At 65.2% G+C, this 23047-nt stretch carries 20 protein-coding genes; 10 read left to right on the top strand and 10 right to left on the bottom strand.

Going from position 1 to position 23047, the window contains the following annotated elements; genetic code table 11:
• Positions 1-48: 48 nt before the first annotated feature.
• Positions 49-1842 (top strand): caspase family protein, encoded by a 1794-nt coding sequence (locus I6F09_RS33145; RefSeq protein ID WP_225189882.1) that lies wholly within the window; start codon positions 49-51, stop codon positions 1840-1842.
• A gap of 79 nt (positions 1843-1921) precedes the next feature.
• Here the strand turns inward: I6F09_RS33145 and I6F09_RS33140 are convergent, their stop codons facing one another.
• On the bottom strand, positions 1922-2845 hold the full coding sequence (locus tag I6F09_RS33140) for a polyprenyl synthetase family protein (protein WP_225152339.1): 924 nt from the start codon (positions 2843-2845) through the stop codon (positions 1922-1924).
• 161 nt (positions 2846-3006) lie between these two features.
• Between I6F09_RS33140 and mtgA the strand changes: the two genes are divergently transcribed.
• From mtgA to I6F09_RS33125, 3 genes are all read left to right on the top strand, one after another.
• A complete protein-coding gene (gene mtgA / locus I6F09_RS33135) occupies positions 3007-3681 on the top strand; it encodes a monofunctional biosynthetic peptidoglycan transglycosylase (protein WP_225148606.1) in 675 nt (224 codons plus the stop codon).
• A 171-nt stretch (positions 3682-3852) separates the two neighbouring features.
• Positions 3853-4035 (top strand): 50S ribosomal protein L32, encoded by a 183-nt coding sequence (rpmF, locus tag I6F09_RS33130; RefSeq protein ID WP_007598106.1) that lies wholly within the window; start codon positions 3853-3855, stop codon positions 4033-4035.
• A gap of 139 nt (positions 4036-4174) precedes the next feature.
• Positions 4175-4816 carry a hypothetical protein gene (locus I6F09_RS33125; protein ID WP_036002287.1) on the top strand — a complete coding sequence of 214 codons (642 nt, stop codon included), beginning with the start codon at positions 4175-4177 and terminating at the stop codon, positions 4814-4816.
• A 226-nt stretch (positions 4817-5042) separates the two neighbouring features.
• On the opposite strand, the gene I6F09_RS33120 is transcribed toward I6F09_RS33125, so the two are convergent.
• Complete coding sequence (locus I6F09_RS33120; protein ID WP_036002219.1) at positions 5043-5303, bottom strand: hypothetical protein; 261 nt, start codon at positions 5301-5303, stop codon at positions 5043-5045.
• 221 nt (positions 5304-5524) lie between these two features.
• On the opposite strand from I6F09_RS33120, the gene I6F09_RS33115 reads away from it, so the two are divergent.
• Complete coding sequence (locus tag I6F09_RS33115) at positions 5525-7219, top strand: bifunctional diguanylate cyclase/phosphodiesterase (protein ID WP_225141273.1); 1695 nt, start codon at positions 5525-5527, stop codon at positions 7217-7219.
• Positions 7220-7333: 114 nt separating this feature from the next.
• On the opposite strand, the gene I6F09_RS33110 is transcribed toward I6F09_RS33115, so the two are convergent.
• The 7 genes from I6F09_RS33110 to I6F09_RS33080 all read right to left on the bottom strand — a co-directional run bounded on the left by I6F09_RS33110 (position 7334) and on the right by I6F09_RS33080 (position 16964).
• Positions 7334-8842: a tripartite tricarboxylate transporter permease gene (locus I6F09_RS33110; protein WP_225126232.1), complete on the bottom strand. Its 1509-nt coding sequence runs from the start codon at positions 8840-8842 to the stop codon at positions 7334-7336.
• A gap of 5 nt (positions 8843-8847) precedes the next feature.
• Complete coding sequence (locus I6F09_RS33105) at positions 8848-9333, bottom strand: tripartite tricarboxylate transporter TctB family protein (protein WP_074447634.1); 486 nt, start codon at positions 9331-9333, stop codon at positions 8848-8850.
• Between the two features lie 183 nt (positions 9334-9516).
• Entirely contained in the window at positions 9517-10494 is a 978-nt protein-coding gene (locus tag I6F09_RS33100) for a tripartite tricarboxylate transporter substrate binding protein (protein WP_036023927.1), read from the bottom strand.
• A 201-nt stretch (positions 10495-10695) separates the two neighbouring features.
• Positions 10696-13563, bottom strand: a complete 2868-nt coding sequence (locus I6F09_RS33095; protein WP_225189881.1) for a PAS-domain containing protein — start codon at positions 13561-13563, stop codon at positions 10696-10698.
• 229 nt (positions 13564-13792) lie between these two features.
• Positions 13793-14668 (bottom strand): acyl-CoA acyltransferase, encoded by an 876-nt coding sequence (locus tag I6F09_RS33090; RefSeq protein ID WP_036023925.1) that lies wholly within the window; start codon positions 14666-14668, stop codon positions 13793-13795.
• Between the two features lie 41 nt (positions 14669-14709).
• Positions 14710-15690 carry an amino acid--[acyl-carrier-protein] ligase gene (locus I6F09_RS33085; RefSeq protein WP_225189880.1) on the bottom strand — a complete coding sequence of 327 codons (981 nt, stop codon included), beginning with the start codon at positions 15688-15690 and terminating at the stop codon, positions 14710-14712.
• Between the two features lie 56 nt (positions 15691-15746).
• A complete protein-coding gene (locus I6F09_RS33080) occupies positions 15747-16964 on the bottom strand; it encodes an acyl-CoA dehydrogenase family protein (RefSeq protein ID WP_057025945.1) in 1218 nt (405 codons plus the stop codon).
• A gap of 359 nt (positions 16965-17323) precedes the next feature.
• Here I6F09_RS33080 and I6F09_RS33075 point away from each other — a divergent pair, with 359 nt between their 5' ends.
• The 3 genes from I6F09_RS33075 (at position 17324) to mtnA (ending at position 19690) form a co-directional block, all read left to right on the top strand.
• Positions 17324-17596 carry a phosphopantetheine-binding protein gene (locus tag I6F09_RS33075; protein WP_225113321.1) on the top strand — a complete coding sequence of 91 codons (273 nt, stop codon included), beginning with the start codon at positions 17324-17326 and terminating at the stop codon, positions 17594-17596.
• 87 nt (positions 17597-17683) lie between these two features.
• Positions 17684-18559 carry an S-methyl-5'-thioadenosine phosphorylase gene (locus I6F09_RS33070; RefSeq protein WP_057025947.1) on the top strand — a complete coding sequence of 292 codons (876 nt, stop codon included), beginning with the start codon at positions 17684-17686 and terminating at the stop codon, positions 18557-18559.
• Positions 18560-18589: 30 nt separating this feature from the next.
• Entirely contained in the window at positions 18590-19690 is a 1101-nt protein-coding gene (mtnA, locus tag I6F09_RS33065; RefSeq protein ID WP_225189879.1) for an S-methyl-5-thioribose-1-phosphate isomerase, read from the top strand.
• 87 nt (positions 19691-19777) lie between these two features.
• Here mtnA and I6F09_RS33060 read toward each other — a convergent pair whose 3' ends face one another.
• Positions 19778-20413, bottom strand: a complete 636-nt coding sequence (locus I6F09_RS33060) for an HAD-IA family hydrolase (RefSeq protein ID WP_036002146.1) — start codon at positions 20411-20413, stop codon at positions 19778-19780.
• A gap of 104 nt (positions 20414-20517) precedes the next feature.
• Here I6F09_RS33060 and I6F09_RS33055 point away from each other — a divergent pair, with 104 nt between their 5' ends.
• Both I6F09_RS33055 and I6F09_RS33050 read left to right on the top strand, forming a co-directional pair.
• Complete coding sequence (locus I6F09_RS33055; RefSeq protein WP_036002143.1) at positions 20518-21276, top strand: trypsin-like serine protease; 759 nt, start codon at positions 20518-20520, stop codon at positions 21274-21276.
• A gap of 125 nt (positions 21277-21401) precedes the next feature.
• Complete coding sequence (locus I6F09_RS33050; protein WP_057025995.1) at positions 21402-22904, top strand: NAD(P)/FAD-dependent oxidoreductase; 1503 nt, start codon at positions 21402-21404, stop codon at positions 22902-22904.
• Positions 22905-23047 lie beyond the last annotated feature (143 nt).

Below are 23047 nucleotides of genomic sequence, written 5' to 3'. Positions count from 1 at the left end.
AAGCGGTCCCAAAGGGCCGGACGGCCCGGAACCATCGGAAGTCGTGTCATGCGCAGCTTGCTCAGACTTTGTCCGCTTTTCGTCGCCCTCGGCCTGATGTTCGGCGCCGGGCCGGCTGTTGCCGGAAAGCGCGTGGCGCTGGTGCTGGCCAATTCGGCCTATCAGCACGCGCCCTCGCTCGCCAATCCTGTCAATGACGGGTCGGTGATGGCCAAGACCCTGAAGGAGGCCGGCTTCGACGTCGTCGACTCCCGGCACGATCTGTCGGCGCTGGAGACACGGCGCGTGCTGCGCGACTTCGCCGACGCGACCCGCGACGCCGAAATCGCCGTGGTCTACTACGCCGGCCACGGCATCGAGGTGGAGGGCTCGAACTATCTGATCCCGGTGGATGCCAAGCTCGAGCGGGACACCGACGTCTTTGACGAGGCGCTCTCCCTCGACCGTGTCCTGGTCGCGGTCGAGCCCGCCAAGCAATTGCGTCTGGTGATCCTCGATGCCTGCCGCGACAATCCGTTCAGCAAGCGGATGAAGCGCACGGTCGCTTCGCGCAGCATCGGCCGCGGCCTCGCCCAGGTCGAGCCGTCCAGCCCCAACACGCTGATCGCCTATTCGGCCAAGGCCGGCTTCACCGCGCAGGACGGCGACGGTGCCAACAGCCCGTTCACCATCGCGCTGTCGAAGCATCTGACGACGCCGGGCCTCGACGTCCGCCGCGCCTTCGGCTTCGTGCGCGACGATGTGCTGAAGTCCACCGGCAACAAGCAAGAGCCGTTCGTCTACGGCTCGCTGGGTGGCGAGGACGTGCCGCTGGTGCCGGTCAAGCTGGCGCCGGCAGCGCCCGTAGCCAATCCCCAGGCCGATATCCGCCGCGACTACGAGCTCGCGCTCCAGGTCGGCAACCGGCCGGCGTGGGAAGCCTTCCTTGCCCAGCATCCCGACGGGTTCTATGCGAGCCTTGCCAAGCTCCAGCTCGAGAAGATCGGCGCGGAGCAGGCGCATGCGGCGGCGATCGCGAAAGCGAAGCAGGCCGAGGCCGAGCGCGACCGCCTTGCTGCGCTCGGCGCGCAGAAGGATGCGCAAGCCAGGGCCGCGGCCGATGCGAAGGCCGCCGAGCAGGCGCAGCTTGCTGCGCAGAAGGCGAAGGAGCAGGCCCAGCAGCAGGCGGCCGCTGCCGAGCAGCAGCGCGTCAACCTCGCCGCCACGGCGCCGGGCGTTGCGCCGGGCAACACCACGAGCGCCGCCGGCACCAACGTTGCCGCGCTCACCCCGGCGACCGCGCCGGCCGACCTCAACCGCTCGGTGCAGAGCGAGCTCGGCCGCGTCGGCTGCTTCTCCGGGCAGGCCGACGGCAATTGGAATACGTCCTCGCAGCGGTCGCTGTCGCAGTTCAACCGCTATGCCGGCACCAAGCTCGACGTGAAGGTGGCGAGCACCGACGCGCTCGATGCGGTCAAGGCCAAGCCATCACGGGTCTGCCCGCTGGTCTGCGAGCACGGTTTCAAGGCCGAAGGCGACAAGTGCACCAGGATCGTTTGCGGCAACGGCTATGTCCTGAACGACGACAATGAATGCGAGAAGAAGCGCGCGGCCAAGCCGGCGTCAAAGCCCGCGACCTCGCGGCGCGACGACGGCGAGGACCGCCCCGCGCGGCAGCGGGCCGGTGCTGCTGCGGGTGGCTACGGTGCAGCCGCGGCGGCTGGCGCGGGCCGTGCCTCGAGCGGCAGTGGTCAGATCTTTTGCAACGCTCTGCTCTGCCGGCCGGTCAGGCCCGGTTGCCGCCTCGTTTATCGCGGCGGCGGCGGCCCCCACGTCGACGCCAATGTCGAGGTCTGCAACTGAAATGGCACGGCTTTCCTGACCACTCGAACAATAACCTAAAGCGCGATGACGATTCATCCTGATCGCATCGCGCTTTAGCTCAGTTCTTCCGCTCGGCCACGAAACGCGCGGCGGCCTGCAAAATTGCGGCGCGGTCGCCGAAGATCGAGACGGCGCTGTCGGCGCGCGCGAGCAGGTCGCGCACGCGCTGCTTGGCGCCTTCGATCCCGAGCTGGGTCACGAAGGTGGTCTTGCCGAGCGCGGCATCGGCGCCGGCCGGCTTGCCGAGCGCGGCCGCATCGCCCTCGACGTCGAGCAGATCGTCGGCGATCTGGAAGGCTTCGCCGAGCGCGCGGCCGTAATCGTCGAGCGCCTGATATTCCGCCTTCGAGGCCTGGCCGAGGATCGCGCCGGCAATGCAGCCGTAGCGCAAGAGCGCGCCGGTCTTCATCTGCTGGATACGGGCGACGTCGATCGGCTCGTTGCCGCCAAAGCGGCCTTCGCCGGCGAGATCGAGGATCTGGCCACCGACCATGCCGCCGATGCCGGCGCAGCGCGCCAGTGCACGCGTCAAGAGCAGCCGCACATCGGCGTCGCGATGGACCTCGTCGCGGGTGATGATATCGAAGGCGAGCGTCAGGAGGCCGTCGCCGGCGAGGATCGCGGTGGCGTCGTCGGTTTGCTTGTGCAGGGTGGGGCGGCCGCGGCGCAGGTCCGAATTGTCCATGGCCGGCAGGTCGTCATGGATCAGCGAGTAGCAATGGATGCATTCGAGCGCGGCGCCCACGAGCAGGGCCGCCTCGCGCGGCACGCCGAACACGGCGGCGCTCTCGACCACCAGGAACGGCCGCAGGCGCTTGCCGCCGTTGAGGCTCGAATAGCGCATTGCGTCCATCAGTCGCTTGGGCCGGGCGATTTCGTCATGCAGGATGTCGTCCGACAGCAGGCGCCCGAGCAGGGCTTCGGTGTCATCAGCGGTCTTGTCCAGACGTTTGGCGAAATCGGACGGGGACGTGCCGGTCATCAAGAAGGGCTCCAGAACTAAAATTCGGCGGGACAATCCTTTATGCGCCCGCGCCAGTCAATCGTTTGGAAGGCCTAAAAAGTGCTGGAAAAGGCCCGAATTATCACAGACTTAATGCTCCAGCCCGTGGCCGCTCGTCAGTTCGTGCCGGAAAGGTCGATTTGCGCATCGTCAAAATCCTGCTGGTGGCGCTCGCGCTCGTGGTCCTCGCACCCTATGTGATCGCGCCGTTCTACCGCACCGGCCACCCAGTTTCGACGCTGATGGCCTGGCGCAGCCTGCGGGGCGCGCCGATGCAGCGGGAGTGGATCGATCTCGCTGATATGTCGCCCTCTCTGCCGCGCGCGGTGGTGGCGGCCGAGGATGCCCATTTCTGCAAGCATCACGGCATCGATTGGGGGGCGCTGCGCGAGGCGATCGACGACGCCAGGGAGGACGGCACCGCCTTCCGGGGCGCCTCCACCATCACCCAGCAGGTCGCGAAGAACCTGTTCCTGTGGCAGGGGCGCGACTTCGTACGCAAGGCGCTTGAATTCCCGCTGGCGCTTTGGATCGACCTCGTCTTGCCCAAGCAGCGGATTCTCGAAATCTACCTCAACATCGCCGAGCTCGGCCCGCAGGGGCAGTTCGGGGTCGAGGCGGCCAGCGCCTATGCCTTCGGCAAATCGGCCGAAAGCCTCTCGCCCCGCGAGGCGGCGCTTCTGGCCTCGATCCTGCCGAATCCGGTCAAGCGCAGCGCCCGGACCCCGGGACCGGGCGTCCGGCGGCTGGCAGCCACCTATATGGCGCGGGGGCAGGCGAGCTCGCTTGCGACCTGTTGGCGGGAAAATCGCTGATTTTTGACCCGTTCCGGGCGCATTTTCCGGCCCAAGAGCCTAGCTTTACGGCCAGCCTTCCTCTATAAGCGCGGCCTTGATCGGCATTCAGCTCGCCTCGTTATTTGCGGGTGCTGAGCCGTCCCTTCGCGGACGATGCCCTGATGACACCAATCCCTAGAGGATACTGAAATGGCCGTTCCGAGAAGAAAAACCTCGCCGTCGCGCCGTGGCATGCGCCGCTCGGCGGACGCCATCAAGAAGCCGACCTATGTGGAAGACAAGGACTCCGGCGAGCTCCGTCGTCCGCACCATCTCGACCTCAAGACCGGCATGTACAAGGGCCGCCAGGTCCTGAAGAAGAAAGAGTCCTGAAGCCAGGATCTTTCTCGGGCGGGAGATCGGACCCGCCCGATTCGGCCAACCCATGAGATAGACGGTGATGGCGGCGGAGCGGATGCTTCGCCGCTGCATTGTTCTGTCCGGATATCTTGATCGAGAAGGCATCAAGCCGATGGTCGGTTTCCCGCTGCTCCTGATTCCGCTCGCGGTCTACAACATCATCGCCTTCCTGATGCCGACCGTGTCCTTCACGGACGTGCTGTTCAAGGTGCCTATGGTGTCCGGAGAGGTCTGGCCGGTCACGCTCGCCGATCTCCTGCTCGCGCTCGGCATCGTTCTGCTGCTGCTCGAGGTGGTCAAGGGTGCGCGGCCGGGCTCGAAATTCCTGATGGATCATTTGCTGTCGCTGATCATCTTCGGCGCGGCCGCTGCCGAATTCGTGATGTGGCCCAAATTCGGCAACTCCACCTTCTTTCTGCTGGTGCTGCTGGCGATGGCGGACTTCTTCGCTGGCATCGCCCAGCGCACGCGCCGCCGAGTCACCTATGTCGCCGAGACCACGGTGCCGGCCCCTCGTAAGGCCAAGCGCAGGGCCGAAGCGCCGGCGGAAGACGTGGAGTCCGAGCGCAAGTTCGAGCCGGTGATCGCGCCGCAGCCGGCGCCGGCCGCACCTACCGCGCAATCCGTCGCCGAATCCGTGCTGATGGATCACCCAGCGCCCAAGCCCGTGCAGGGCGCCCCCTCGCCGGAAATTCCCTCGCCGCAGCTGCAGCCGGGGAACGGCACGCCGTCTTCCGACACGCCGCCGCGCTGATTTCTCTGAATTGGCTCGCATCTCACCGCCGCGGCAGTGTGCTCCCTTGCCCCGTTCTTACGGGGAGTGGGTTGGGGTGAGGGGCCTCTCTCCGCGGATGCGATAGCCGCGGGACCTGTACCCCCTCACCCGGATCGCACCGGACGATGCTTCGCATCGCCGAGGCGATCCGACCTCTCCCCGCAAGCGGCGAGAGGTAAGAAGCGCGCTCTCACTTCAATCAATCTTAAGCTACCTGACGCGTGCGCGCGCTGACGGTTCCGAGCGGGCGCTTGCTGCCATAGGCCATCAGCGCATCCTCGGAGGAGGCGCGGCGGAGCCGGCTCGTTTGCGGCAGCTGCTCGGCATTGGCGATCAATTGTGTGACGAAGCTCGGATCGGGGCGGGGCAGGGGCACCTTATGGACCCACCGCAACGTCGGCATCAGCGGCACCAAGGCCGTGCCTGTGCCGTTGTCCGCCGCGTCCGATCGATCAGTACTCAACATCGCAATCACCGTTGATCCGGCGAGACTGTCGCGTTTCGAGACGCGGGGGCCGTCGCGAGTCCTGTACTCGCAAGGCCTATGCCGGCCGGGCCGGTTTGGTTCCGACGCCTTCGGAAACGTGGTTTCCAAATTGTTTATCAACTTTGCCTAGGTTCGGCAGCGAATCTGGCTCTATCCTGTGCCGGCTCAGGACTTCTCCACTGTCCCGAAACGAGGCGACTTTGACCCCTGGATTGCCGCAAGCCTCCGACATCCTGGCCGCGCTCGGTCAGGCCGTGTTCGCCTGGGACATCGCCAGCGATGCCATCGTCTGGGGTGAGCAGGTCAGCGCCGTTTTCCCCGGCATTCCCGCCGAGCGGCTTTCGACCGGCGCCGAATTCGCCAAGCTGATCGAGCCCGCGCAAACGCTGCGGACGGCGGCGCTGGCACTGACGTCCCCGGTGCACGGCGCCGACGGCACCCCTTACCGAATCGAGTACGGCGTGCGCATGAGCGCCTCCGATCCCGTGATCTGGATCGAGGAGACCGGCCGCTGGTTCGCAGGTCCCGACGGCCGTCCCACGCGAGCGATCGGCTCCGTCCGCATCAACAATGAGCGCCACGCCCGGGACGAGGAATTGAGCAGGCTGGCCCGGCTCGATCCGCTGACCGGCGAGCTCAACCGCTCGCATCTGATCGCGGCGCTGGCCGAGGCGATCGAGGAGACCACGCGCTTCCGCTCGACAGCGGCCTTCATGCTGGTCGGCATCGATCATCTCGCCCGCGTCAACGATGCTTTCGGCTTCGACGTCGCCGACGCCGTGATCCTCGACGTCGCCAAGCGCATTCGCGCGCGCCTGCGCGGCGGCGACGTGCTGGGGCGCTTCTCCGGCAACAAGTTCGGCCTGATCCTGAAGAACTGCACCGTCGACGACATGAACGTGGCCGCCGAGCGCTTCCTCGCCGGCATCCGCGACGAGGTGGTGCCGACCAAATCCGGTCCGGTCTCGGTCACCGCCTCGATCGGCGCGGTCAGCCTGCCGCGTTATGCCCGCAACACCGACGAGGCCGTCAACCGCGCCCATGAGACGCTGGACGCCGCCAAGCGCCGCCGCTCCGGCTCGTTCGCGGCCTGGCGTCCGGATGCCGCGCGCGACGCACAGCGCCGCGTCAACATCCGCGTCACCGACGAGATCGTCACCGCGCTCAACGAGCGCCGCATCAGGCTCGCCTATGAGCCCGTCGTCTCGGCTGTCTCGCGCGAGCGCGCATTCCATGAATGCCTGGTGCGGATGGACCAGGGCGACGGCCAGGTGCTGCTCGCGCCCGACATCGTGCCGGTCGCCGAACGGCTCGGCCTGATCCGCCTGGTCGATCACCGCGTGCTCGAGCTCGTGGTCGCCGAGCTCGCGGCGGCGCCCGACGTCTGCCTCAGCCTCAACATCTCGCCGGATACGACCATGGATCCGGACTGGTGGGCGGGGATCGAATCGCTGATGCTGGCCCATCCCGGCGTCGCCGAGCGGCTGATCGTCGAGATCACCGAGACGGTCGCGATCCAGGACATCGACGACGTCCGCGCCTTCGTCAGCCGCCTCAAGCATTTCGGCAGCCGCATCGCCATCGACGATTTCGGCGCCGGCTACACCTCGTTCCGCAATTTGCGCAAGCTCGGCGTAGACATCGTCAAGATCGACGGCGCCTTCGTGCAGAACATCACCCATTCCGCCGACGACCGCGCCTTCGTGCAGACCCTGATCGACCTCGCCCGCCGCCTCGACATCAAGACCGTCGCCGAATGGGTGCAGGACGACGAAGCCGCAAACATGTTGCGCGACTGGGGCTGCGACTACATCCAGGGCCGCCTGATCGGGCTGGCTTCGGCGGAACGCCCGTGGGGCGTGCCGCCGGACAGCGCGCTGCCTGCGGCGGGCTGAGATGGCGTAGGGTGGGTTAGCCGAAGGCGTAGCCCACCACTTTACGATCCGCGTCGAGAGAGAAGCGGTGGATTACGCCTTCGGCTAATCCACCCTACAGACTACGAGATCTTCTCACGCTCCCTCGTCCAGCGCCACAAGCTCGCGCTTCTTGCGCAGCGACGGCAGCAGCGGCGCGATCAGCAGCACCAGGGCAAACACAAGACACACTGCCGAGATCGGCCGCTGCACGAAGGTCCAGAGATCGCCCTGCGACAGGATCAGCGACTTGCGCAAATTGTTCTCCATCATCGGACCCAGCACGAAGGCCAGCACCAGTGGCGCCGGCTCGTAGCCGAGCTTGCGCATGAAATAGCCGATGATCCCGAACGCGATCATCACATAGACGTCGAACACGTTGTTGCTCGAGCAGTAGACGCCGAGGATCGTGAACAGGATGATCAGGGGGAACAGGATGTTGTAGGGCAGCTTGAGCAGCTGCACCCACATGCCGATCATCGGCAGGTTCAGGATCAGCAGCATGACGTTGCCGATATACATGCTGGCGACGATGCCCCAGAACAGGCCGGGGTTCTGCGTGATCATCAGCGGGCCCGGCTGCAGGCCGTGAATGACGAAGGCTCCGAGCAGCAGCGCCATCACCACGTTCGGCGGGATGCCGAGCGTCATCAGCGGAATGAAGGCGCCGCCGGCTGCGGCGTTGTTCGCCGATTCCGGGCCGGCGACGCCCTCGATCGCGCCGTGGCCGAACCTTTCAGGGGTCTTCGACAGCCGCTTCTCCAGCGCGTAGGACGCGAATGACGAGACCACGGCGCCGCCGCCCGGCAGGATGCCGAGGAAAAAGCCGAGGATGGTGCCGCGGCCGACCGGACCGGCGCTCGCCTTCCAGTCCTCCTTGCTCGGCAGGAGATGGGTGATCCTGGTGTTGATGACGTCGCGCTTGATCGCCTGCTCGGTGTTGAGCAGCACCTCGGCGACGCCGAACAGGCCCATCACCACGGGCACGAGGCCGATGCCGTCGATCAGCTCCATGCGGCCGAAGGTCAGTCGCGGCTGCGCGGTGATGCTGTCGAGCCCGATCAGCCCGAGCACGACACCGATGCACGCCATCAGCAATGCCTTCGGCATCGATCCCTGGGTGAGGAAGGTGAGCACGACGAGGCCGAGCACCATCAGGCTGAAATACTCGGCCGGGCCGAAAGCAATGGCGAGACTGGCGAGCTTCGGCGCCACCAACATCAAGGCGACCAGCGCAAAGGTGCCGGCAGCGAAGGAGCCGAACGCGGCGATGCCGAGCGCGGGGCCCGCACGGCCCTGCTTCGCCATTTGGTGGCCGTCGATGCAGGTGACGACGGAGGCCGCCTCGCCGGGGATGTTGACCAGGATCGAGGTGGTCGAGCCGCCATACATCGAGCCGTAATAAATGCCGGCCATCATGATGATGCCGGATTCCGGCGTTCCCGACAGCGTCACCGGTAGCAGTAGCGACATCGCCGAGATCGGGCCGATGCCGGGCAGCACGCCGACCAGCGTGCCAATGAACACGCCGATGAAGCAGTAGAGCAGGTTGATCGGCAGCAGCGCGACGCCGAATCCATGTGCCACGTTGACAAGCGTATCCATGGGGGTCAGCCGATCCCGAACAGGCCTGACGGCAACTGGATCAACAGCAGCCGCTTGAGCACCCACCACATGCCCGAGGGCACCAGCACCGCGATCGGAATCGCCAGCGTCCAGCGCACCGGATCGATCAGCCGCAACAGCAGCAGCATCAGCGGGATCGATGACAGCAGGAATCCCAGCGGCTCCAGCGCGAACGCGAATGCAGTGAGGCAGGCGATGAGGACAAGCGGCTTGCTCCAGCGCACGTTCTCCCAGCGCGAGGCCAGCGTCGGCCCGCCCTCGGTGATCGCCGAGACGATGATCGCGCTCGCGAACACGCACATCAGGATGCCCGTGTAGAACAGCACATAGCCGGAGCCGGGATCGTTGATGGTGCCGAGCCTGAGCTTCAAGCCCGACCAGATCACGAAGCCGCCGAGTGCGAGCCCGATCAGCCCGCCCCAGAGTTCGGAGTTGCTGAGGCGGAGCTTGACGTTGGTTGGATCGTTCATCGATTCTCTCTCGTGCCCCGGACGCAGCGCAGCACCGCAAGTTGCGTTCACGCACGTCTTCGACGTGCTATGGTAGGTGCGCTGCAAAGCCGGGGCCCATGCGTGTGGGCGAAGAAGATGGGTCCCGGCACTGCGCAGCAGCGTTGCACGCTGCAGCGCGTCCGGGACACAAGCAGCGCGGTCTTACTTCTTCGCGAGCCCGAGCGTCTCGATCACCTTGCGCTCGGACTCCGTGACCTCGACGATGAATTTCTTGTAATCCTCCGTGTTCTTGTAGTTCGGCACCATGTCGTATTTGGCCAGCGTGGCGACCACCGCAGGATCCTCGACCGCCTTCTTGAATGCGTCGTGCAGCTTGGCGACGATCTTGGGATCCATCCCTTTCGGTCCTGCAATGCCGAACGGGGAATCATAGACCATGGGATAGCCGAGCTCCTTCAGCGTCGGCACGTCGGGATAGTTCGGCGAGCGTGCGCCGGTCCACACCATCAGGAGCCGCAGCTTGCCGGCGTCGACCAGCGGCCGCCATCCCGTGGAATCAGCCTGCAGCATAGTGTGCTGTCCCAGCACGGCGGCGTTAGTCTCCGCGCCGCCCTTGAAAGGGACCTGCGTCAACTTGATGCCGGACATCGCGGCGATCTGCTCCATGCCGATATGCAGCGAGGTGCCGGCGCCGGGCGTGGCGTAGGTTACCTTGCCCGGATTCGCCTTTGCGAACTCCACCACGTCCTTCCAGCTCTTGAACTGCGATTCCGCGCTCGTGGTCACGCCGAAAGTGTAGCCGGTGAGATGGACGATATAGGTGAAATCCTTTGCCGGATCCCACGACACCTCCTGCATCAAGGGCAGGCGAAACACGGTGATCGGGATCTGTGAGATGGTATAGCCGTCCGGCTTCGCCGCCGCGGCCATCGTCGCCGGCCCGACCGTGCCGCTGCCGCCGGCCTTGTTGTCGATCACGATCGGCTGGCCCAGTACCTTCGAGGCGCTGTCGGCGATCGCGCGCATCGAGAGATCAGTCGATCCGCCGGCCGGCCAAGGCACGATCAACGTGATCGGCTTCGTTGGATAGTCCTGCGCATTGACCGCCGTGGAGAGCAATAAGCCCATGACGGCGTGCACCGCGGCAAATGCAATCGTCTTCAGCCCGTATCCCGACATCGAAAGCCTCCCTCGCGGCGGCCTCTCTGGGGGCGCCGTCTCTCGTTGCGAGGCGATTGTTCCTGAATTTGACGGAGAAGAAAAGCGTGTTGCGCGCATCGCTGTGCGGCCGTCGGTCAGCTAACGCCGACAGAGCCGACCTCTGCGACAATTCGTCGTTTGGCCGCGTGCCGAGAGGCGGAATTTGAGCGGCCGAAGCGGTCAGGCCACCCGCCGGACCGTGTTCAGCTTCTCGATGGTGCGACCGACTTCTGAGGCGAGACACGGCTTGCCGAAATAATAGCCTTGGACCGCGGTGCAGCCGCATTCGCGGACGAAGTCGAGCTGTTCCTCGGTTTCCACGCCCTCCGCCGTGGTCTCGACGCCGAGCACGGAGCCGAGGCTCGCGATCGTTCTGACGATGGCAACGCTCTCCGGGCTTTCGCCGAGCGTTCCGACGAAGGAGCGATCGATCTTGATGCGGTCGAACGGAAACTTGCGCAGATAGCTCAGGGAGGAATAGCCGACCCCGAAATCGTCGAGGCTGACGCGCACCCCGAGTGCGCGGAGCTGGTGCAGGATGTCGATGGTCGCCTTGCTGTCGTCGAGCAGCGCCGTCTCCGTGACCTCGAGCTCGAGCCGCTGCGGCGGCAGGCCGGCTTCCGCAAGCGCGCTCGTGACCATCGCCACCAGGCCGCGGGAGCGGAATTGCACCGGAGACAGGTTCACCGCGACGGTGACGCCGGGCCAGGACGCGGCGGTGGCGCAGGCCGTGCGCAGCACCCATTCGCCGATCGGAACGATCAGCCCGTTCTCCTCCGCAATCGGGATGAACTCGGCCGGAGAGACGAAACCGCGCGAGGGATGCTTCCAGCGCAGCAATGCCTCGAAGCCGGTGAGCTCGGAGGAATCGAGCCGCATCTGCGGTTGAAACACCAGGTGGAATTCACGCCCTTCCAGCGCGCCGACCAGGTCCTGCTCCAGCGCGTGCCGGCTGCGCGCCTGTTCCTCCATCTCGGGCTCGAACAACTGATAGGCTCCGCGCCCCTTGGCCTTGGCCTGGTAGAGCGCGAGGTCGGCGCATTTCATCAGCTCATCGGCATCGAGTCCGTGGTCGGGCGCGATCGCGATGCCGACGGAGACGCCGACATGGATCGACTGGCTTTCCAGCGGCGGCGGATGACCGATGATCTCGACCAGGCGGCGGGCGAGCGCCTCGGCCGATTGCGGCTGCGGCCCGCGCTGGAGCACGGCGAACTCGTCGCCGCCAAGCCGCGCGACGGTGTCGTGCTCGCCGACATTCTCCTTGAGGCGCGCCGCGACCCAGCGCAGCAGGCGGTCGCCGGCGGCGTGGCCGAGGCGGTCGTTGACGGTCTTGAAATTGTCGAGGTCGAAGCACAGCACGGCCATGGCGCCGCCGGCGATCGCGACCTGGTTCAGCCCCTCGCCCATCTTCTCGCGGAACAGCGTGCGGTTGGGCAGGTCGGTGAGCGAATCGTGCCGCGCCATGTGCGCCACCCGGGCCTGGGCCTTGTGGCGCTCGGTGACGTCCTCATAGGTCACGACCCAGCCACCATGCTCCATCCGCTTGTGGTTGAGCTTGATGATGCGGCCGTCGTTCAAATGGCGGTGCAGCGTGTGCTCGCCCTCGCGCAGCCTCTCGACGTAGTCGGCATAGAGCTTGGCGCCGGTCATGTTCGGATGGATGCCGAGCTCGCAGGCGTGCTCCATGATGTCGCGCATCGAGACGCCTGGCTTCACGGTCTCCGGCGACAATCCATACATCTCGATATAGCGGCGGTTGCAGACGATCACGCGCAGGCTGCCGTCGAGCATGCACAGGCCCTGGCTCATGTTGTTTAGGGCGGCGTCGAACCGGCGGTACTGCTCGCTCAGCTCCTCGATCGCACGCTCGCGCTCGGTAATGTCCTCATAGGTGGCGACGAAGCCGCCTTCGGCCAGCGCGCAATAGCGCACCGAGATCACCGTGTCGTTCGACATGCGCCGGCGCATCGGCGAGGAATCACGGCTTGCGATCCGCGCGCGGGCGGCTTTGAGGATCTGCTGCGGGCTGTATTCCGGGGAGAACGCGCCGTTCGCCATGGATCGCTCGATCAGCTCGGCGAGGTGTGTGCCGGGGCGGGTCTCCTCCGGCGACAACAGGTAGATCTTGAGGTAGGTGGAGTTGCAGACCCGAAGCCGCATGTCGCTGTCGAAGAAGGCGAGCCCGTGGGCCATGTTCTCCAGCGCCGCATCGAGGATGAAATTCTGCTGCCGCAGCGTTTCCTCGTATTGCAGCCGCTCCGTGACGTCCTCGTGCACCGTCACCCAGCCGCCGTCGGGAAGAAAGCGGGAGACCGCCTGCACCATCCGTCCGTCGTAGCGCATCACCAGCAGCGCCTTCGGCTTCCTAGTGCGCACGTCCTCCAGCCGGTTCTGGTAGAATTCGTCGCCCGACATGCCCGGCAGGTTGCCGCGCGACATCCAGTGCTCGATCACCGTGGAATGCGCGACGCCCGGCTTCACGATCTCGGGGTCGAGGTTGTAGAGCTTCAGGAACCGTTCGTTGCAAACGACGACACGGCTGTCGACGTCGTACATGATCAGTCCGTGCGACATGTTGGCGAGCGCGTGCTGGCTGCGCTCGGTCTGCACGCGCAGTTCCGCTTCGAGCCGGGCGAGGCGGGTGACGTCATCGCAGATCGTCATCCAGCCGCCGCCGGGGAGCGGCTTCAGCTCGAGCGACATAACGAGGCCGCTCGCCAGCATTTGCTCGGTGCGGAACGGCTTGCCCGCGGCGATCTGCGCCATCCGCCTCGAATACAACGCGTCGAGCTGGTCTTGCGGAAAGTTGCCGCGGCTTGCGCTGTGCGCGAGCACCTCGCGATAGCTGGTGCCGACCCGCACGATTTCGGCCGACATGTCGAACAGTCTGAGATAGCGCTGGTTCGTCACCACGATGCGGTTGTCGGCATCGTAGACGCAGACGCCCTGTTCCATGTGGTCGAGCGCAAGCTGGCTCAGCGCGACGAGGGCGCCTGGGCCCTGCTCACGGCCTGTACCAAGCTCGCTGTCGCGGGTCGACATCATGGGGTCGGCGGGGCCTCGGCCAGCAATAGACTGAATGCAGCCTAATTCAGCCGCCGAGGCTAGCGAACAGGCCGGAAAATTCCCTTAAGCGCCGTAGTTTACGGAGGATGACCGGCGATGGTGAGCGCACGCGTAAACGGCCCGCTGCCAAGGCGATAGGCCGTAGCTCCGGACGAGCGCGGCGATATTCCCGCTCCGCTCGTACAGATTTACAGCGCCGGGCGTTGCTCTACGGCCCGTACAGCACGAGCTCCGTATCGGTGAGGTCGCCGAGCTGTGGCTGGTGCGGGCCCCTGAAGTATTTCCGGCCGCGCCGCTCGGTGTAGATGCCGACGAGGCCGGGAACCGGACCGTTGGCATCGACGGCCACCGCGATCTTGCCGAGCCGCAGCAGCAGCCGTCCGATGCGGCCGGCGCATTCGGCAAATTCTGCGGTGCTCCGGCAATAGATCAGCTTCATGGCGGGCGGTGCGATGAAACCGCGGCGGATGCGCACCGGTTGCAGGATGAAGGGGAAGGTTCCCTTCGGCGTGCGGCACACCAGACTGAGGCAATTGTAACGCGCATGTCGCGTCAAAAGCTCGGTCTCCGCCTCGGAAAGCCCCTTGATCTCCTTGGCGTGCGGCGGAATGACCTCGATCTCGTTCCAGCGCGGGACGCGCGCTAGCGCAGGGACCGAGAAGAATATGCCGCGGCAATAGGCGCGAAAGCCCTGCGTCTCGATGATTGGCCAGGTCCACTGCGCCGGGCTGATGTTGAAATAAGTGACGTGCTTGTGCCGCTGGGCGATCTTGGTCAGCAGCGGCGCGTAGTTGCGGTAGGCCGGGTCGACATACCAGCTCGACAAATTGCACCGGATGGCGGTCTCTTCGCCCTCCTTGCGTGAGGTGTAGATCAAGAGCAGCACGCCGACCGGCCTGCCGTCGTCGTCGAGCATGTAGCCGAAGCGCGGATAGCCCTCCGGCACGGCCCGGAAGGCCTGCCGGCGCAGACCCTGGATCCAGTAGTCGCGTGAACGGCCGACGAAGCCGCGCGTCAGCAAGTCCGCGATCTTATCGACGTCGGACTCGGTGATCTCGCGGCATCGGACCTTGGTATGGATCACGCTCGTCTTGCCCGTGGAAATGGTCGGCCTCGTGAGTTGCTCTAGCGCCAACCTTCGCCATGGGCCTCGGCCGCGACAGGCGGCTGCAGGCTCAGGACGTCCCACACCTTGGCGGGCCAGGCGGAAAGATCGGTACCGTGAGTGTGGAACATGGCGACGGCCAGACGGTCCATGCCGAAGGCAACGCAGCCGGTGTGGGCCGGCTCGCCGTTGGCGTCCTGGATTCCCCAGGTCGTGCCGAAATGCTCGCGGTGATAGTTGAAGCTCATGCACGCCGTCGGCTGCTCTTCGGAGCGCAGCGGGATGAGCAGCTCGAACTTGAGCTGCTGCTGCTTCTGGCTCACCGCCTTCATTTGGCCGACCCGGCCGAAGAACGGATCGCTGGCATAGTCGACGCGGAAGTTGAGGCCGAGGTCGGTCGCGATCTTCTGCGCGCGCACCATCCAGCGCTCGCGGAAATCGGCGACATCGTCGGGGCTGCCGATGCAGACATATTCGCGCATGCGGAACGATTGCAGCCGGTCGAGATGCTTCGACGGCTCGCGGCGGAAGCAATCCGCGGCAACGTCGAAGCGCAGGCCGCCCTTCGGCAATTGGCCGCGGCTCGCCGCGATCGGATAGACCGGATAGCAGGCCGCCGGCGACAGCACGAGATCGGCCGGCGACAGCGAAGAGGTCCAGTCGCCGCCGGCATCGAAGCGGCTCACTGCGGCGTTGATCTCGCGTTCGGTGCCGTGCAGGCCGCAGACGCAGCCGAGCAGGTTCGGAAAGCTCTTGAGATAGCCGGACTTCTCCAGCTGGGAGCGGCTCATCACCGGCGGGAAGCGCATCACCTCGGTGCCGGCCTCGCGATAACCGGTGATCAGCGCGGCGAGCTTCTCGACGATGCCCTCATAGAGGGCGGTGCGGGCATAGACGCCATCGGCGCCCATGCGGTGGAACAGCTGGTCGGCGAGATGATCGAGCGGATCGATCATTTGCGGCGCGGTGGTGGGCGAGTCGGGGAGGACGGCAATATTCATGGTTCGATGTCCTGCTATCTCAAAATTGTTCTTGTTGAATCGGTCGCGGAGGTACGTCAGTCGCGAAGGCTCGCCGGCACCCCGCTCATCAATGTCGACGTCGCGGCATTGGCCAGGATCCGGTCGTTGTTGATCATGATCGGCGACGACAGCACGTCGCGGAGGTGGCGGCCCATCGTGAACTCGCCGTCGTTGCGATAGCCGGCAAGTCCCGCGGTGCGCATCGCATGCATCACGGTCTCGACCGCGAGCTCGGAGGCCTGCACCTTCAAGAGCGTGATCGAGGACTGGAAGTCGAGCGAGCTCAGAGCACGCTCGTCATGCTCGACGCGGGCGAAAGCGTCGATATTGGCTGATATCAGAGCGCGCAGCTTGGCCAGCGACATCTTGGCGGCGGTGAAGTGCGCCGCGGCCGGGGGCATCTGTCCGCCAGACGAGCGGGCCGCTTTGCGGATGAAGGCCTGCGCGCGCGTCACCGCCGCAGCGGCGATGCCGGCCCAGGCCGACGACCAGCACAGATGCGCGAATGGCGTCATGGTCTGGGCGTGGATCTTGTCATAGGATTCCGGGAAGATGCGGTCGGCGGGGCAGTCGACCTTCAGCTCGAACCCGGTCGAGCAGGTGCCGCGCATGCCGAGCGTTTCCCAGCCCAGCGTCCGCTTCAGCGAATAATCGTCCTTGGCGAGCGCCAGCAGCACCTGGTCGGAGGCGGCGGCTTCGGTGGCGCGGCGGGCGATGGTGACGAGGCCATCGGCTTCGGCGCCGTAGGAGATCACGGTGGCGTCGCGCACCAGCGAGACGGTATCGCCGGCATGGTCGACCGCGGCGGCGCTGGCGCGGATGTTGCCGCCATTCTGGCCTTCGGTGGTGGAGGAGGCGAGCAGCCACTGGTCGCGGGCGACCCGGCGCATCATGGTCTCCATCCAGGGGATGCCATGGCCGTGCCTGATGACGCAGGCGACCTTGGTCTGGTGCATCGCGTAGATCATCGCCGTGGACGCGCAGGCGCGTCCGAGCGTGTAGCAGATATCGGTGACGTCATGGATCGAGGCGCCGAAGCCGCCGAACTCGACCGGAATCATCACGCCGAGCAGCTTCTGCTCGCGTGCGACGTCGAAAGCCCGGTGCGGGAAGCGGGCGTCGCGATCGACCTCGTCGGCGTCGGCCGCGGCCGCTGCGGCGGTCCGGGCGGCGCGCTCGATCAGGGAGGGACCCTGCTCGAGAAAGCTCGCCTGCATTTCGTCGACAGTGAGGACTGCTTCACGCACGTTCATGCTCGTCCGCCTCCGGTTTGCCGTTCGAGATCGCCGGCATCATTCGCGATGCCGCTTGAGGCGATCCTCCAGCCATCTTTGCTTGTGAGACGAGGCTACGGATTTAATTCAAATTCGTCGATGAAATAGAGGGTAAACAAAACCCAATTCCGAACGAACAGTTAAGGTCCGGTTGTTCGCATCGCCGGATTTTCTGGTATCGCGTTAGGACTCTGGAAGAAGGTTGGATTTCCGACAATCTGAGTCATCGTTTACTAAGAAACGCGAAGTATTGGTGTCGCCCATTGCAGGACCGGCAGCCCGCACCCATCGTAGCCGGCAGTCCGGTCCGACCCCGATAGACAAATGGAAATTTGCCGATGCAGGCCTTCGATACCGTTTTGCGCAACCGCATCACCAAGCTGGTGAAGGGCATTCTCGAACAGAATTCGCTCGCCGCAGAGGTCACACCTTCGGCCAAGCTCGTCGATATCGGCCTGACCTCGATGGACATGGTCAATCTCATGCTCGGCGTCGAGGCCGAATTCGACTTCACCATTCCGCAGTCCGAGATCACGCCGGAGAATTTCCAGTCCGTCGAGACGCTGGAGCGGATGGTCGCGATGCAGCTCCAGCCGGCGACCGCGGCTTAACAGGGGCGCATCTCCCCCCGTTCCAAATCCGCCGCAAAACTGGCATAGCTTAACCATGTCACATTTGGCGGACAGGGTGGAGCAGGCATGACGCAGGCGGTATTGGGCATCATCGGCGGCTCGGGCATATATGACCTGCCCGGCTTAGAGGGTGCGCGCGAAGAGGTGATCGAGAGCCCCTGGGGCGAGCCGTCGGCTCCTTTAAGGCGTGGCTCCATCGCCGGCCTGCCGATCGTGTTCCTGCCCCGGCATGACAAGGGGCACCGGCTGTCCCCCTCCGACATCAATTATCGCGCCAACATCGACGTGCTGAAGCGCGCCGGCGTCACCGATTTGATCTCGCTCTCGGCCTGCGGTTCCTTCAGGGAGGAACTGCCCCCTGGGACCTTCGTTCTCGTCGATCAATTCGTCGATCGCACTCACAAGCGCGAGAGCTCGTTCTTCGGCCGCGGCTGCGTCGCGCATGTGTCGATGGCGCACCCGGTCTCGCCGCGGCTGCGCATCCATCTGGCGGCCGCCGCGGAAGCCGAAGGCATCGCGATCGCGCGCGGCGGCACTTATGTCTGCATGGAAGGGCCGCAATTCTCCACTTACGCCGAAAGCATGACCTACAAGACGCTGGGCTACTCGGTGATCGGCATGACCAATATGCCCGAAGCCAAGCTCGCCCGTGAGGCGGAGATCTGTTACGCCACCGTCGCAATGGTGACGGATTTCGACTGCTGGCATCCCGACCACGATGCGGTCACTGTGCAGGACATCATCCGCGTGCTGAATTCGAACGCCGACAAGGCGAAGGCGCTGGTGGCGCGGTTGGCCAAGGATTTTCCGCGTGAGCACGAGCCGTGCCCGATCGGTTCGGACCGTGCGCTCGACACCGCGCTGATCACGGCGCCCGAGGCGCGCGATCCCGAGCTCCTGAAGAAGCTCGATGCGGTGGCCGGGCGCATCCTGCGAGCGTGAGACGCAAGACAAACGAAAAGGCAGAATGCCATGAAGGTCGACGGCAAGCATTTCCGCAGCATCTGGCGCGAGCGCGACGGCTGGTCGGTCGGCGCGATCGATCAGCGCCGGCTGCCGCATGAATTCGTCATTGCGCGGCTGACTTCGTGTGAAGATGCGGCCGTTGCTATACGCGACATGCTTGTGCGCGGCGCGCCGCTGATCGGCGCCACCGCCGCCTACGGCATGGCGCTCGCGATGCGCGAGGACGCTTCCGACGCCGGGCTGCAACGCGCTTATGACACGCTGGTCGTGGCGCGGCCGACCGCGATCAACCTGAAGTGGGCGCTGGACGAGATGCGCGCGCCGCTCGCGCCGATCGATCCGGTGGAACGGGCGGAAGCGGCCTATGGGCGCGCCGACGAGATCGCCGAGCAGGACGTCGAGATCAACCGCGGCATTGCCGACAACGGCCTGAAGCTGATCGAGGCCACCGCGGCGAAGAAGCCGGGCGAGGTGGTCAACGTGCTGACCCATTGCAACGCCGGCTGGCTCGCCACCGTCGATTGGGGCACGGCGACGGCGCCGATCTATCTTGCGCATGAGCGCGGGATCAAGATCCATGTCTGGGTCGACGAGACCCGTCCGCGCAACCAGGGCGCCTCGCTCACGGCCTGGGAGCTCGGCCATCACGGCGTGCCGCACACGGTGATCCCGGACAATACCGGCGGACATCTGATGCAGCACGGCATGGTCGATCTCGCCATCGTCGGCACCGACCGCGTCGCCGCCAATGGCGACGTCTGCAACAAGATCGGTACTTACCTGAAGGCGCTTGCCGCGCATGACAACGGTGTGCCGTTCTACGTCGCGCTGCCGTCGCCGACGATCGATTTCGCCGTCCATGACGGCATCCGCGACATCCCGATTGAGCAGCGCAGCGGCGTGGAGGTCACCGACATGACCGGCCGCACCGCGGACGGCCGGCTTGAGACCGTGCGTATCGTGCCCGAAAACTCGCCGGTCGCGAACTACGCCTTCGACGTGACGCCGGCGCGGCTCGTCACCGGTCTCATCACCGAGCGCGGCGTGCTGAAGCCGGATCGCGCCGCGCTGGCGGCGGCATTTCCGGAGCGGATCGCTCGGCCGTAGCCCGGATGAAGCGAAGCGCAATCCGGGGCCGCCGATCCCGCATTGCGCTGCGCTCCATGCGGGCTACGTATGAGTCGTCGTTGAAGCCTACCCCAGCTTCAGCCCCGTCGCCGTCTCCAGCTCCGCGATCGCCTGCGCCCCGCTCGTCACCTTGATCGTGGTCATGCCCATCTGACGCGCCGGCTTCAGGTTGACGCCGAGATCGTCGAGATAAACGCAATTGTTCGGGTCGACCTTCAGCGTCTCGACCATCATCTGGTAGATGCGTGGATCCGGCTTGCGCAGACCGATCTTGGCGGATTCGATGACGTGATCGAACAGCACCATGACTTCGGCGATGTAGAGAGAACGTCCCGTCATGCTGCCGATCGCGTTGGCCGGCAGATTGTTGGTGATGCAGCCGGTCTTGAATTGCGCCTTGATGCGCTTCAGGGCCTCGACCATCTCCGGGCGCAGATCGCCCTGCAGCAGCGGCAGCACGTCTCGGCCGCGCACCTCCGCACCGAGCGCGAGCGATTCGGCGGCGAACAATGCGTCGAACGTCTCGATGTCGACCTCGGCCCGCTCGAATTTGGCCCAGGCGTTTTCCAGATGATTGGCGGCGTTGGTGCGCCGGATGATATCGGCGGGCAGGCCGCGCTCGGTCTCGAACCGCGTGAACGCCTCGAAGGGCGAGCTCGTCAGCACGCCGCCGAAATCAAAGATCACCGCCTCGATCGCCAATGTCCTGCCCTCGTCAATTGCTTTCCAAGAGGGCTAGCATGCGCTATCGGCAAGAGCCAGTCCGAAGCAATCGCCCGCCTTCATCGATGCCGATGCGTGTTCCCATGAAGAAGCTCGCCACCCTCATCGCAGCTACGCTGCTGCTCGCTGCGCCCGCTCACGCCATCGTCGGCGGCGGCACGCCGCAGGCAGATGGCGTCGCCCGCGCCGTCGTCACCATCGTCGGCTCGCGCGGCAATTTCTGCACCGGCAGTCTGATCGCCCCGAGGCTGGTGTTGACGGTCGCCCATTGCGTGCAGCCGGGCGCGGATTACAAGGTGGTCGATCGCGGCGGCGACGGCCAGCCGCAATTGCTGAACGTGCGCACCGTCGCGATCCATCCGAACTTCAACATGCAGGCGATGCAGGCGCATCGCGCCACCGCCGACGTGGCGCTGCTGCAGTTGGAAATTCCACTGAAGGGAAAATCCACGGTGACGGTCGGCATGCCCACGATTCCAATTCAGGTCGGCAGTCGCTTCGTCGTCGCCGGCATCGGCGTCACGGTTCTCGGTGATGGCAAGAGCGGCGGCACCACGCGCGTGGCCGGCCTCGTTGCAACCGGGCAGCCCGGCACGCTGCAGATTCGTCTGGTCGATCCCGTAACCAACGGTGTTCGCGGCGGAATTGGCGCCTGCACCGGCGATTCCGGCGGCCCCGTGTTCGAGGACAGGTCGAACGGTCCCGTGCTCGTCGGCCTCATCAGCTGGTCGACAGGACCGAACGGCGCCGCCGGTTGCGGCGGCTTGACCGGCGTGACGCCGCTGACGCTCTATCGCGACTGGATCGTGCAGACCGCGCGGAGCTGGGGTGCGGCACTGTGATTTGACCGCGACTTGATCTATGTCATTTTGAAGCGGAGGCGCGGCGGGTGATCATGCCCGTCGCGGAGGAAACGCGCCGTCCAATCAAGGACGGCCACAAAGACAAGCAAGGCATAGAAGCAACAATGAATGTCGCTGTTCGCAGTCACGCCACGGCCAAACAGGCTTCTGAACATTTCGACGTGCTGATCGTCGGCGCCGGCATCTCCGGCATCGGTAGCGCCTATCACATCCAGAAGCAGCTGCCGGGCACGAGCTACGTCATCCTGGAGACGCAGGAAACATTCGGCGGCACCTGGAGCACACATCGCTATCCCGGTATTCGCTCCGACAGCGATCTCCACACTTTCGGCTACAGCTTCAAGCCTTGGGTCGGCCCGCCGATTGCGACCGCCGAAGAGATCCTCTCCTATATGAAGGAGGTGATCGACGACAACGATATCGCGCGGCACATTCGCTACAAGCACAAGATCAATTCCGCGAGCTGGTCGAGCGAGCAGAATCTCTGGACCATCGACGCCGTGACGACCGACACCGGCGAGCCCAGGACCTTCACGGCGAACTTCCTCTGGATGTGCCAGGGCTATTATCGCCATTCCGAAGGCTACACGCCGGAATGGAAGGGCATGGACCGTTTCAAGGGCCGCATCGTCCATCCCCAGACCTGGCCCGACGATATCGACCTCACGAACAAGAAGGTCGTCGTGATCGGCTCGGGCGCGACCGCGGCAACGCTGGTGCCGAACATCACCGACAAGTGCGCCCATGTCACCATGCTGCAGCGCTCGCCGACCTATTTCCGCCTCGGCCGCAACGCCATCGAGATCGCGGAGGAGCTGCGCCGGCTGCAGGTCGACGAAGCCTGGATCCACGAGATCGTGCGGCGCAAGATCCTGTTCGAGCAGGATGCGTTCACCAAGCTCTGCGTGTCCAAGCCCGAGCAGGTGAAGAAGGAGCTGATCGGCCAGATCAGCGCCGTGCTCGGTCCCGACTACGACGTCGAGACCCATTTCACGCCAAAATACCGGCCCTGGCGGCAGCGCATTGCCTTCGTGCCGGATGCCGATTTGTTCAAGGGCATCGCCAGCGGCAAGGCCTCCGTCGTCACCGACGAGATCGAATGCTTCGTCGAGAATGGCATCCAGCTCAAGTCCGGCAAGCTGCTTGAGGCCGATGTCGTCGTCACAGCGACCGGCTTCAATCTTGCCGCGCTCGGCGATATCGCCTTCGAGATCGACGGCAAGCCGCTCGCCTTCGGCGACACAGTCACCTATCGCGGCATGATGTTCACGGGCGTGCCGAACATGGTCTGGGTGTTCGGCTATTTCCGCGCCAGCTGGACGCTGCGCGTCGATCTCGTTGCCGATTTTGTCTGCCGGCTGCTCGGCCACATGAAGGCGAAGGGTGCAAAGAAGGTCGAGGTCAAGCTGCGGCCTGAAGACCACAACATGCCGATCCTGCCCTGGATCGATCCGGAAAACTTCAACCCCGGCTACATGATGCGCAACATGAACCTGCTGCCCAAGCGCGGCGACAAGCCGGAATGGCAGCACAGCCAGGATTACTGGACCGAGAAGGACGAGATCCCGAAGACGGACCTGGACGACAAGGCGTTTGTGTATGGGTGATGAGCTCGTCTGGTTGAGGGCTCGTGTGTGAGGGGCGGCGGCGCCCGCCACACACTCCACCGTCGTCCCGGGGCGCGAAGCGAGCCCGGGACCCATACTCCCAGGCGGTGGTCATAGAGCGAGCTGGTCACTCCGAGCCTTCG

Origin of the sequence: Bradyrhizobium sp. IC3195, from assembly GCF_020193585.1 — a bacterium.
GTDB lineage: Bacteria > Pseudomonadota > Alphaproteobacteria > Rhizobiales > Xanthobacteraceae > Bradyrhizobium > Bradyrhizobium yuanmingense.
The sequence above is the reverse complement of the archived record's forward strand: the minus strand, read 5'-3'. Positions and strand labels throughout refer to the sequence as shown.

Excerpts from the sequence above, each read along its gene's own strand:
- mtnA (WP_225189879.1), top strand. The coding sequence starts at position 18,590 with ATGAAGGTCGACGGCAAGCATTTCCGCAGCATCTGGCGCGAGCGCGAC.
- I6F09_RS33050 (WP_057025995.1), top strand. The coding sequence starts at position 21,402 with ATGAATGTCGCTGTTCGCAGTCACGCCACGGCCAAACAGGCTTCTGAA.
- I6F09_RS33105 (WP_074447634.1), bottom strand. The coding sequence starts at position 9,333 with ATGAACGATCCAACCAACGTCAAGCTCCGCCTCAGCAACTCCGAACTC.
- I6F09_RS33095 (WP_225189881.1), bottom strand. The coding sequence starts at position 13,563 with ATGATGTCGACCCGCGACAGCGAGCTTGGTACAGGCCGTGAGCAGGGC.
- I6F09_RS33140 (WP_225152339.1), bottom strand. The coding sequence starts at position 2,845 with ATGACCGGCACGTCCCCGTCCGATTTCGCCAAACGTCTGGACAAGACC.
- rpmF (WP_007598106.1), top strand. The coding sequence starts at position 3,853 with ATGGCCGTTCCGAGAAGAAAAACCTCGCCGTCGCGCCGTGGCATGCGC.
- I6F09_RS33085 (WP_225189880.1), bottom strand. The coding sequence starts at position 15,690 with ATGAATATTGCCGTCCTCCCCGACTCGCCCACCACCGCGCCGCAAATG.
- I6F09_RS33110 (WP_225126232.1), bottom strand. The coding sequence starts at position 8,842 with ATGGATACGCTTGTCAACGTGGCACATGGATTCGGCGTCGCGCTGCTG.
- I6F09_RS33120 (WP_036002219.1), bottom strand. The coding sequence starts at position 5,303 with ATGTTGAGTACTGATCGATCGGACGCGGCGGACAACGGCACAGGCACG.
- I6F09_RS33125 (WP_036002287.1), top strand. The coding sequence starts at position 4,175 with ATGGTCGGTTTCCCGCTGCTCCTGATTCCGCTCGCGGTCTACAACATC.
- I6F09_RS33055 (WP_036002143.1), top strand. The coding sequence starts at position 20,518 with ATGAAGAAGCTCGCCACCCTCATCGCAGCTACGCTGCTGCTCGCTGCG.
- I6F09_RS33075 (WP_225113321.1), top strand. The coding sequence starts at position 17,324 with ATGCAGGCCTTCGATACCGTTTTGCGCAACCGCATCACCAAGCTGGTG.
- I6F09_RS33070 (WP_057025947.1), top strand. The coding sequence starts at position 17,684 with ATGACGCAGGCGGTATTGGGCATCATCGGCGGCTCGGGCATATATGAC.
- I6F09_RS33080 (WP_057025945.1), bottom strand. The coding sequence starts at position 16,964 with ATGAACGTGCGTGAAGCAGTCCTCACTGTCGACGAAATGCAGGCGAGC.
- I6F09_RS33100 (WP_036023927.1), bottom strand. The coding sequence starts at position 10,494 with ATGTCGGGATACGGGCTGAAGACGATTGCATTTGCCGCGGTGCACGCC.
- I6F09_RS33145 (WP_225189882.1), top strand. The coding sequence starts at position 49 with ATGCGCAGCTTGCTCAGACTTTGTCCGCTTTTCGTCGCCCTCGGCCTG.